This window comes from Limnospira sp. (assembly GCF_051859755.1).
GTDB classification, from domain to species: Bacteria; Cyanobacteriota; Cyanobacteriia; order Cyanobacteriales; family Microcoleaceae; genus Limnospira; species Limnospira fusiformis.
The window spans coordinates 1-9,800 of record NZ_JBIMLI010000159.1 but is presented as its reverse complement, the minus strand read 5'-3'; the positions used below and the strand labels follow the sequence as shown (position 1 = coordinate 9,800).

The following is a 9,800-nucleotide window of genomic DNA, read 5'->3' as shown; positions in this document are numbered from 1 at the left end:
GTATAAATTTAGAAAAATCGCCTGGTTCCGACGATTACACTTGTGGACGGGGTGCTGCCGACAGTCCCGGACGAAGCCAGAAATAAACATCAATATCGGGCTATGTCCGGTTTTGTTTAAGTTTTATAGAGCAGATTTAACCCGATAGTGCAGAAATACCTCATCATCTACCTGTTGGACACTCAACAATTGTAAATGGGGTGCGAAGCGAGATAAAAATCCTTCTCCGTCCACGGGAGTGGGTGATGTGGTTCCCCCCAAAATTAGGGGACAGACTGTGAGTTGAAACTCATCGATCGCATGGTAAGCCATTAAAGATGCCACTAGCTGACCACCACCTAAGACCGCTAGTTTCTGTATACCTCGGTCTCTCAGTTGCTGTAACGCTTCTGACCAGGTGATCACTCCATTGGAGTCGTCAGCGACGATCACTTCGTCGAAGTGGTCGGAAAATCGTTTCCAAGGCTGACCCCCTAAGAATGTGGTCAGTAACCATTTGGGAACAGGCTGTTGAAAAAATTTGAGGGTTGGGTTAATTTTTCCTGATGCGGAACAGACTATTTGAGCTGGTTGGGGGGGTTTTCCGTTTTTTTCCCGCGCGCCTAACAATTCTGTTGAAGACACCCTTAAAACTGTTCCATAGGCGGCGAGAGTGCCGTTTCCGAACAGTACAGCGTCGGCTTGGGCAATTTGTCGTTCTAGGTGAATTATATCGGCATTAGAGCCAAATCTGGCAGGCGATCGCATCGGATCAGCAATTTTGCCATCCGCACTCATGGCTAAAATAACAGTAGTGTAGGGTCGGGTGGTTGGAATTATCTCATCCATAAGCGCCTAGTTTTGGCTCTCAACTTGCCATTAGTGATCTTAAAACAGGGTCTCACCAGATGCAAGACAGTAGATCTAGTTTAGATATACTAGCCATGATCTACAGATCGGCATTAATTTCCGAAAATAGACATCAGATTTAATTCTATGATTTCATTGTTCCCTAAAGCTATCTTAATTATCACTGTCCTGACTATAGTTAGCTATCTCGTTATCTGTGTTGGGTTACTTTGGTTTCAAAATCGGTTGATTTTTTTCCCATCTAAGACCATTGAAAAAACTCCCGATTTGTTAGGTATGCCATATCAAGAGGTTTGGTTAAAATTCCCCGATTCCACATCAGAAAGTGAACAGATTAATGGTTGGTGGATTCCTGGCGATTCCGACATGGTGATTTTTGATTTGCATGGAAACAGTAGTAATATTGGTGGTAATTTAGGCTATGCCAAACAATTTCATAATCTGGGATTTTCCGTGTGGTTGATAGATTATCGAGGTTATGGTTGTAGTAGCGATCGCTTTCCCTGTGAAAAACAAGTTTATGAAGATGCCGAGTTAGCTTTTAATTATTTGGTTAATGAGCGGCAAATTTCCCCCAATAAAATTGTCGTATTTGGGCATTCTTTGGGAGGTGCGATCGCTATTGAATTGGCGACCAAACACCCAGAAATTGCCGGATTGATTATCGAAAGTTCCTTTACTTCTATCCTCGATATGGTCAAGGTAAAGAAACAATATGGAATTTTTCCAATTAATTGGTTATTGCATCAAAAATTTGATTCTATTGCGAAAGTTCGGGAATTGAAAATGCCGATTTTATTCACACACGGGACCGCTGATGAGTTGGTTCCCGCCAGTATGAGTGAGAAGTTATACCAGGCTTGTCCTGAACCCAAACAATTGCTGATGATTCCTGATGCTGATCACAATCATGTCAAAGAAATGGGAGGCGATCGCTATCAGGAAACCATCAAGAAATTTTTGGAAAGTCTGTAAAACAATTTTATCTATCATGGGTCTAAAAGCGATCGCCCCATCAATTTAACCCGATTTATCTGGGAATTTCATAATTGACATTTAAATCATTCATCATCTCTAAAACCTGTTCAATAGCTACTGATTGCTGATTAATATTGAGAGAAATAGTCTGAGAATTTTCTACTATACTGTTAATCCCATTAACCACCTCATTAAATCCGGTTTGACTTTCCTCTGTGACTCGGACTGTAGAACTCATCGCTTTTTTAAGATCATGTACTAAATTGTTAATTTCTGCCGCTGAGGATTTACTTTGATCAGCCAGTTTACGAATCTCATTCGCGATTACATTAAATCCTTGTCCACTATTATGGTCAGCTTGTACCGCCTCAACCGCAGCATTTAAAGCCAATATATTAGTTTGATTCGCGAAATTACTGACCATAGTAGATATTAAGCCAATTTGGACAATCTTATTGTTTAAATCCGAGATTTTATCGGCAAGTTTATTCACCGTTTCTTGTAAACAATCATGGTAATAACTATCCGCATATTCGTGATCACCTTTAATCAAATATAATACCTGTTTAGCTGCTACTGCTGCCTTAGAAGCCTGTTCAGCCGAACCCCTAGCTGAACTGTTTAACTCATTCATAGTTATCGTGACTTCATGCACTAACATTTTTTGATTTTGTAATGTTCCTTGTAATTCTTTGTTTCTATTAGATATCTCCGCAGCCATTAAGTTAAAAGAGTGAGCCAAAAAACCTAGTTCATCCTCTCTATCATCTGCAAGAGACACATTATAATCACCTGCGGAAATTTTCTGAGTCGCATTAATTAGTTGTTGCAATGGTGCCGATACTTGTCGTTTTAAAACCACCCAAACTAAGACCATTAATGATAATAGTAAAATCACTTCAATCAGGATATTTGTCAGCACAAAATTTAGGGATTGTTTTCTTAAAATAGACCGAGGAAAAACCGTAACAAAATACCAGTTAAGACCAGGCATTTGGCGAAAAACTAGGTATTGATCATCTTGATAATTAGGTATGATAAATTGATTTGGGGGAGCATTTTTCACTAATTTAAATATATTCATTAAGTTACTATCCTGCAAGTTTTGGATCTTAACTGTAGTAGTGCTATCTTGAATTTTATCTATGAGGTCGGGATGAGCGATTAACTGACCATCTCCTCTAAAAATTAGGTTATATCCTCCTTCAATATGATTATTAACTGTTCTTTCGATTAACTGATTTAGGGTGATGTCATGACCAAGAGTTCCTATGGTTTGACCATTATAATCAACGGGGGTTGAAGCCGTGACTAACCAAAGCTGACTGACTGGTTCATAATAGGGTGTAGTCCAAACGGTTTTTCTTTGAGGATTATTCTCAGGAGTGGCGACTAAATACTCTGGTTTTTGGGGCATATAAAAGTTAGCATCAGCTTCTTGAACATAATTAGGAACTTGCGGCCAATAAACAATAGTAATATTCTCCGGGGTCATAATGAAGGTACTATCAAAACGATTATGCCACGCACTACCGTAGGATTCGATTAACCTTTGTAAATCAATGACTTTACGACGAATTTCTGGGGTGATTTCTAAGGATTTATCAATATACACTCCCGCCTGACGTTGACCATCAAAATTGGCGGGGTTGTTACGGATAACGCCGTCCGGGTATCGGATCAATAAATTATTAAATTCCTCTTCTAAATTGGCGGGGGCTGGTTGTGCAAATTTCCTCAGAATTTCCGATTTCAGGATAGCATGATTATCCGCCGCTAAATCAAAGATTTGCTGTTCTCTGGCTACTCTTTCCACCACAGACTCTTCTAGTTGCGTTAATTTCTGATTTCTCAATGCTGATATCGCTTGCATATAATTAGCGATCGCACTAACCGTCACCATTAAAGCTGCACATACAGTAATCTGAAATAAGGTTTTTCTGGTCAGAGAACTTTTGAGGGTAAACTGAGAGTTTGGTTTATTTGGGCTATGGGAGTTTAACATAATTATATGAATTGATTAAGGATTGAGGGTTCTGTGATGATTTGCTGTGATTATAGCATAACCATTATGTTGGCTTTATCCCAGTGCTTATTTAATATGTAAAGTTTTGGTAAAATTTGCTCACCCCAGTGATGAGTTTGTATTAAGTCCATGTAGGCTGAAACGCTATGATTACATCCATGGCCCGCCTTAGACTAGGAGAATTAACCTTAGCCCCTTCTATTTGCCATGATTTTTGCACAAACTTAATCAGTGGATTATTATAATCTTTCCCTACTTTAGCAGTGCTTTTCGCTTTAGGGACAATGGCATCTTTTAAGGCTTTCTTTCTGGATTTACGACAGAGGTTGATTAAATACTGTTTCGGGTCATCTATGTTATCAACATCCATGGTAATTAAATTGGGTGAAATACCTAAAAATGTAGCAAATCCTTCTCGATCAGCCAGCAACCATGACTCTACTTCTTTCACGGCTACTCTAAAAAGCATATTAGGATGTTTAGGCTGAGATTTTAACCATTCATTAATAATCGCCAAGGGACATTCATATTGATCTAAATCAGTTAAGACCAAATAAGCCATTCCTTTAGCTGCATTATTAAATCCAGGCAAGTTTTTTTTGAGATAACCATATCCGTTTTTGCAAAAACAACCACCAATGCAAAAAGGACGTTGAGAATGCTGAAGCATTTTTTTTAACACTGCTTCACTTAATACATCTTCACAGGCTAAATTAATGGGAATATCTTTCATTTCTATCAAGTTATGAGAATAAACTTAGTTGTTGAATTTGAGGGGGGACGGTCTGAGGTAATGCAGCATCTGCTATAGTTAAACCTCCTTCTAATAACCGTCTAATGTTGTCATCATGAGAAGCAATTTTAACTTCGGTTCCCTCCGGCTTAGGTATCATTAAGATAACTTCTTCGCCACCAATACCCTGGTCTGAAAGTAAATCGGCACTATGGGTAGTAATAATAACTTGCCTTTTTTTAGACCTTTGTAGTCGATATATTAGGGCAGGTAGCTGGTTGATAATTCCCGAATTTAATGATAATTCTGGCTCCTCTAGTAATAATAAGGAATCCGATTCTAACAAAGACCAGAGTAGTCCAATTAGTCTTAATGTACCATCAGAAAATTGGTCTTCCCTTTGTTTTCCGGCTTGGGGTCGCCAATGTTCATAAATCGCCTCTAAATGAGGGGCACCCATTTCATCTTTAGTATCAGTTAAATTTTTTAACTGGGGGACAGCTAACTTGAGGGCTTCTTCAATTTTTTTGAGTCGTGATCTGCGAGTTTTTTCGGGTGTCTTAGCTACCCTTTCTAAAAAATTTCTGCCAAAGGGATCTTCGGAAAGTCCGGGGGTAGCAAATGCTTCGGGGTGGCGAACTAATTGGGGAATTATATGTAGGTATAAAATCGATTCTAAAAATTTGGCAATGTCTCTAAATTGGGCATTGGCATTAATTTGCTCTAAATATGTTTGGGTAAGTCTTAACTCATCTCGTTGATCATCTTGATCAGGTCGGTTGATAATTTGTTGGTGGTGATGCCAGACTTTTTCATAAGCAATAATGGGTTCATTTTTCCCACCTTTCCTCTGTTTAAATCCTATGGCGTATTTCCAAAGGGGTGCTGTCCCATTGGCTTGGGATAGATGGATTTCGATTTCTACATTAGGATAACGACGCGCGGAAAGACTCCGAATTTTAGAAACTCCACCTCGATCGCTTACCGCTTTTTGCAGACCGCCGCCGGGTTTGGCTAAATCCCTTAAAAATCTGAAAGCATCGAGAAAGTTAGACTTACCACAGGCATTTGGACCTACTATAAATATGCGATCGCATAAGTCCACCTCAACCGCACGAAAGTTGCGCCAATTTTTCAGGATTATGTGTGATATAATCATCTAAATGACCATAATTTTGGCTATAGTATAACTGAATATATCTGCGGTGACTGGATAATCGGAGACGGTGGCGACTGCTCAAGTTTACTCAAAACTTGCTAAAATCGCAGTTATGAGAACAGTTATACAGACATTGGCTATGGAAAATAATCTAAATACCAACATCAGTCCCACTTATATTCAACAAGAAGATGCCCAGGAAATTTTACAAATTGCCATGGCACGCGGTCAAGAAACTGGGGAACTCACCCGCACCCAGTTGGAGGAAATGGCAATGGAGTTGGGAATTAGCCCGGAAAATTTACAGGCGGCAGAATTGGAATGGCAGACTCGGAAAGTCGAGTTAACCGAAAAACAGGTATTTAATCAGGAACGTCGGCAAAAATTACGGCAAGATGCTGTTAAATATGCGATCGTTAACTCTTTCCTGATTTTATTAAATCTGGTGACTACCCAGGGTATGGCTTTTGCTTTAACGATCGCTTTACTATGGGGTCTAGGATTGAGTTTGCAAGCCTGGAAAGCCTATCAAACTCAGGGAGAAGCATACGATAAAGACTTTGCCAAATGGCGGCTGAAAAAGCAGCTAGGAAACTCCCTAGGAATGATTGCCGATCGCGTCATTAAGGGCATTCAATCATAATAGTTATCAATGAATTGGGTATTGGGGTTTAGCTGACGGGTTGGGGTTAGGGGTTTCGGGTAGCCGATGCCATATTGTCGCCGAATATGATACAATCAGAGTTTGTCTTGTTAAATTTGAGTTTAATCTGGTCATGGCTGTTCCAAAGAAACGAACCTCTAAATCAAAGCGGAATATGCGAAAAGCGACTTGGAAGCGCAAAGCTAGAGTCCAAGCCGAAAAAGCCTTATCCCTAGGTAAATCGGTCCTTACAGGTCGATCCGCAAGTTTCGTCTATCCGACAGATGATGAGGAGGGCGACGAGGAATAACCCCGGGATGTTGGTTCAAAAGCCGGATGTCAGTTTGTGTTGATGTCCGGCTTTGGGGTTATTTTTGAACCGCTGATGGCAGAATCAACATAGCATCACCAAAAGAGTAAAAGCGATATCGGTTCCCGAAATCATTGGGCGGTTGTTCTAAGGCATCCTGATATAATTTCATCAGTCTTTCGCGACCAATTAAAGCCGATACCAACATCAGTAAACTCGATCGCGGTAGGTGAAAATTAGTAATCAGTCCATCAATGACCCGCCACCGATAGCCAGGATAAATAAATAGGTTAATTTCCCCGCAGTAGGGTTGAATGCAGCCATCGAGAGAATTTTGGGCGGCTGCTATGCCTTCCAAGGTCCGCACTACCGTAGTTCCCACGGCAATGATGCGACCACCACGGGCGCGGGTTTGATTAATTTTATCGACGGTTTCCGGGCGCAATTCCACCCATTCGGCGTGCATTTGGTGGGTGGTAATATCCTCAACTTCTACGGGGCGAAAAGTCCCTAACCCCACATGAAGGGTGAGGAAAGCATGATCAATGTGGTGGTCTGAAAGTCGTTGGAATAGTTCTTCTGTAAAGTGTAACCCGGCGGTGGGTGCAGCTACCGCCCCAGGGCGCGTCCCATAAATAGTTTGATACTGTTCCGCCACAGCCTGAGAATCAGTAACATAGGGAGGAAAAGGGATTTCGCCAAATTGATCTAAAATGGAAACCAAAGATTGACCTTGGGGAACCTCAAACTTGAGCAACCTTCCGCCCGTACCGGGGTTGGTATCAATAACAGTAGCATAGAGTATTTCGCGGCCAGATTTGGAGGGAAACTCTAGGCGATCGCCTATCTTAAACCGTTTTCCGGGCTTGACCAAAGCTAACCAACAGTTTGGGGCTTGTTCCTGTAGCAATAAAATCTCGATCGCCGCCGAGGTACTCTTGCGACCGTAGAGACGGGCGGGGAGTACACGGGTATTATTGAGAATCAGTAAATCCTCTGGTTGCAATAAATCGGGTAAATCCCGAAATAAACGGTGTTGATGGGACGGCGGCGAATCCACCACTAACAGGCGGGATGAGTCCCTAGGGATTACTGGATTTTGGGCGATGCGATCGGGAGGTAATTCATAGTCATACCCCTGCAAAGTTCTATCTAATTTGTCCACTACTTCTGTCAATCCCAACACTAAAATCGCTGATCTGGGGTAAACTTGGGTAGAATCCCCCAGATCAGATTGGGTGTTTTCCCCCTATTAAAAGGGGTAAGATCCCGCAATGATATAAGTATAGCCTTGTCAAAACAGGAAATACAGAACAGGGAATAGGGAACACCAGAACGGGGAGTAAGGAATTTTTCTGAAAGCCTCTGGCTGAGACCTAACACCCGACACTCGAAACCTAGTAACCGATACCCTAATAACTATTGCACTGTCGCAGCAGTGGGTAACAAGTCCTTGACCATTGAGGAGTTGCAAGCGGGTGGGGGAGACAGCAAGACGCGGGAGAAAAACGGAATGGAATATCTATATTACCTTGCCAATACGAGTTTAACACTGAGAGTTGTTGATTTTCTTAGGGGTGAAACTCAGCTTCCGGTCAAGTTTATGACCGTGATTCATCAAATTGACGGCTGGATCGTCAAAGTTAAGATGAGTGAATATTTAACGCCCCACCAACACGGTGATTTTAGGGCTTTTATGTACGAATTGGGGATTCCCTATGAACCCGACATTCGCATTCAGATGGCTTTGTGGGCCTTGGAAACGGGACAATCTCCCTTGAGTGTGATGCGTCGCTACCAGGTGGCGGTGGTTTCTCATGGTAGCCCAAACCGAGAGGATATTGAAACATTCCGCACTCAGTTTGTTAGGGGTCTGGGGTATTGTCCAGAGGCTTTAGCCTGATCTTTAACTTGATTTTTGGGCTGGAAGTTGCGCCGATTTCGCTCAGGGAAAAGCTGATTCGATATAGTCTTCTAGGGTAAGCTGATAGGCTTCTATGTCGATGGGTTTACCGGGTGTCACAATCTGAGATGATTCTTTAGTCGGGTTCTGTGCTGCTGGGTTCTGGTGTTTACATCTAACTAGGGCGACATCGAATCGACAAGGATGATTGCTGAAATGGGGATGGGTGCTTAAAAAGTGTTCTGCAGTTCGGATCAGTTTGGCTTGTTTGGTCGCCGTAATGGCTAAAGCACCGTTTGCGTCCCAGTTTCCGCGACTGCGGGTTTTGACTTCTACAAAAATTATGGTGGTTTCTCGATGACCAATCAGGTCGATTTCTCCCCAACGACAATGATATTGATGGTATGAAATCCGCCAGCCTGTTTGTTGTAACCATTGCGCGACCAGTTGTTCTCCCAATGTTCCTATATGACGCGACATTACAGTAAACTCAATTATAGATTTTTGGATAGATAGATCAAAAGGTATGGGTTTCTCGTTTCCCAGGATAATCAATAGGACAATTCTCTCGCGTATAGCTGCGATCGCTTTAATTTTAGGGATGGGTTGGGCAATAATAGCTACTATTACCATACCTACTGTGGCGATCGCGGAAAACTACGAAAAACGCAATCTGATAGGCGTGGACTTCTCAGGACAGGACCTCAAGGACTCCGAGTTTGATTTTGCTAACCTACAGGGTAGCAATTTCAGTCATACCGACCTACGGGGAGTTAGCCTATTTGGGGCGAAAATGCAGGATATTAACCTAGAGTCTGCTGATTTACGTCTTGCTACCCTAGACACGGCGCGGTTAGTTAGGGCTAATCTCACTAATGCTTTGCTGGAGGAAGCCTACGCCTACAATGCGGATTTCCGTGGGGCGATTATTACTGGGGCTGATTTTACTGATGTCATGTTGCGTCGAGATCAGCAACAACTGCTTTGTGAAGTGGCGGACGGTACAAATCCAGTCACGGGACGCGATACCCGCGAGACTCTCTACTGCGATTAAATTAAACTCTCTATCAGCAGACCAAACAACAGGGATAACCTGAGAAGCCATTGCGAATCCTAGGTTATCTGATACATTTACGCGACATTTTTCCGGTTGTTCCCGGACAATGCGACGATAGCACTATTACCCGTTAAGGTAACAG

At 42.1% G+C, this 9,800-nt stretch carries 11 protein-coding genes and 1 pseudogene; 5 read left to right on the top strand and 7 right to left on the bottom strand.

Features of this window, described 5'->3' with window-relative positions:
* Positions 1-123: 123 nt before the first annotated feature.
* A complete protein-coding gene (locus ACTIE0_RS20610) occupies positions 124-828 on the bottom strand; it encodes a RibD family protein (protein ID WP_006625286.1) in 705 nt (234 codons plus the stop codon).
* 147 nt (positions 829-975) lie between these two features.
* On the opposite strand from ACTIE0_RS20610, the gene ACTIE0_RS20605 reads away from it, so the two are divergent.
* A complete protein-coding gene (locus tag ACTIE0_RS20605) occupies positions 976-1,824 on the top strand; it encodes an alpha/beta hydrolase (RefSeq protein WP_006670466.1) in 849 nt (282 codons plus the stop codon).
* 55 nt (positions 1,825-1,879) lie between these two features.
* Here the strand turns inward: ACTIE0_RS20605 and ACTIE0_RS20600 are convergent, their stop codons facing one another.
* The 3 genes from ACTIE0_RS20600 to ACTIE0_RS20590 form a co-directional block, all read right to left on the bottom strand.
* Complete coding sequence (locus ACTIE0_RS20600; protein ID WP_006670467.1) at positions 1,880-3,832, bottom strand: methyl-accepting chemotaxis protein; 1,953 nt, start codon at positions 3,830-3,832, stop codon at positions 1,880-1,882.
* A 142-nt stretch (positions 3,833-3,974) separates the two neighbouring features.
* Positions 3,975-4,586, bottom strand: coding sequence for a protein kinase family protein (locus tag ACTIE0_RS20595; protein WP_006670468.1), 612 nt, complete (start codon positions 4,584-4,586; stop codon positions 3,975-3,977).
* Positions 4,587-4,596: 10 nt separating this feature from the next.
* Positions 4,597-5,745, bottom strand: a complete 1,149-nt coding sequence (locus tag ACTIE0_RS20590; protein ID WP_006670469.1) for an AAA family ATPase — start codon at positions 5,743-5,745, stop codon at positions 4,597-4,599.
* Between the two features lie 139 nt (positions 5,746-5,884).
* Here ACTIE0_RS20590 and ACTIE0_RS20585 point away from each other — a divergent pair, with 139 nt between their 5' ends.
* Positions 5,885-6,388, top strand: a complete 504-nt coding sequence (locus ACTIE0_RS20585; protein WP_035759515.1) for a 2TM domain-containing protein — start codon at positions 5,885-5,887, stop codon at positions 6,386-6,388.
* Positions 6,389-6,521: 133 nt separating this feature from the next.
* Positions 6,522-6,698: a 50S ribosomal protein L32 gene (gene rpmF / locus ACTIE0_RS20580; protein WP_006618712.1), complete on the top strand. Its 177-nt coding sequence runs from the start codon at positions 6,522-6,524 to the stop codon at positions 6,696-6,698.
* 58 nt (positions 6,699-6,756) lie between these two features.
* On the opposite strand, the gene queA is transcribed toward rpmF, so the two are convergent.
* A complete protein-coding gene (queA, locus tag ACTIE0_RS20575) occupies positions 6,757-7,884 on the bottom strand; it encodes a tRNA preQ1(34) S-adenosylmethionine ribosyltransferase-isomerase QueA (RefSeq protein WP_006625292.1) in 1,128 nt (375 codons plus the stop codon).
* Positions 7,885-8,211: 327 nt separating this feature from the next.
* Here queA and ACTIE0_RS20570 point away from each other — a divergent pair, with 327 nt between their 5' ends.
* On the top strand, positions 8,212-8,601 hold the full coding sequence (locus tag ACTIE0_RS20570) for a hypothetical protein (RefSeq protein WP_006670471.1): 390 nt from the start codon (positions 8,212-8,214) through the stop codon (positions 8,599-8,601).
* A gap of 42 nt (positions 8,602-8,643) precedes the next feature.
* Here ACTIE0_RS20570 and ACTIE0_RS20565 read toward each other — a convergent pair whose 3' ends face one another.
* A complete protein-coding gene (locus ACTIE0_RS20565; protein ID WP_006670472.1) occupies positions 8,644-9,234 on the bottom strand; it encodes a YraN family protein in 591 nt (196 codons plus the stop codon).
* Here ACTIE0_RS20565 and ACTIE0_RS20560 point away from each other — a divergent pair.
* Positions 9,203-9,655 (top strand): pentapeptide repeat-containing protein, encoded by a 453-nt coding sequence (locus tag ACTIE0_RS20560; protein ID WP_199325023.1) that lies wholly within the window; start codon positions 9,203-9,205, stop codon positions 9,653-9,655. The genes ACTIE0_RS20565 and ACTIE0_RS20560 overlap by 32 nt on opposite strands.
* A gap of 77 nt (positions 9,656-9,732) precedes the next feature.
* Here the strand turns inward: ACTIE0_RS20560 and ACTIE0_RS20555 are convergent.
* Positions 9,733-9,800 (bottom strand): annotated as a pseudogene (locus tag ACTIE0_RS20555) (zinc ribbon domain-containing protein); the annotation flags it as partial.

Bases quoted from the DNA above. Each gene is read 5' to 3' on its own strand.
- ACTIE0_RS20610 (WP_006625286.1), bottom strand. From the start codon at position 828: ATGGATGAGATAATTCCAACCACCCGACCCTACACTACTGTTATTTTA.
- ACTIE0_RS20605 (WP_006670466.1), top strand. From the start codon at position 976: ATGATTTCATTGTTCCCTAAAGCTATCTTAATTATCACTGTCCTGACT.
- ACTIE0_RS20600 (WP_006670467.1), bottom strand. From the start codon at position 3,832: ATGTTAAACTCCCATAGCCCAAATAAACCAAACTCTCAGTTTACCCTC.
- ACTIE0_RS20595 (WP_006670468.1), bottom strand. From the start codon at position 4,586: ATGAAAGATATTCCCATTAATTTAGCCTGTGAAGATGTATTAAGTGAA.
- ACTIE0_RS20590 (WP_006670469.1), bottom strand. From the start codon at position 5,745: ATGATTATATCACACATAATCCTGAAAAATTGGCGCAACTTTCGTGCG.
- ACTIE0_RS20585 (WP_035759515.1), top strand. From the start codon at position 5,885: ATGGAAAATAATCTAAATACCAACATCAGTCCCACTTATATTCAACAA.
- rpmF (WP_006618712.1), top strand. From the start codon at position 6,522: ATGGCTGTTCCAAAGAAACGAACCTCTAAATCAAAGCGGAATATGCGA.
- ACTIE0_RS20570 (WP_006670471.1), top strand. From the start codon at position 8,212: ATGGAATATCTATATTACCTTGCCAATACGAGTTTAACACTGAGAGTT.
- ACTIE0_RS20560 (WP_199325023.1), top strand. From the start codon at position 9,203: ATGGGTTGGGCAATAATAGCTACTATTACCATACCTACTGTGGCGATC.
- ACTIE0_RS20565 (WP_006670472.1), bottom strand. From the start codon at position 9,234: ATGGTAATAGTAGCTATTATTGCCCAACCCATCCCTAAAATTAAAGCG.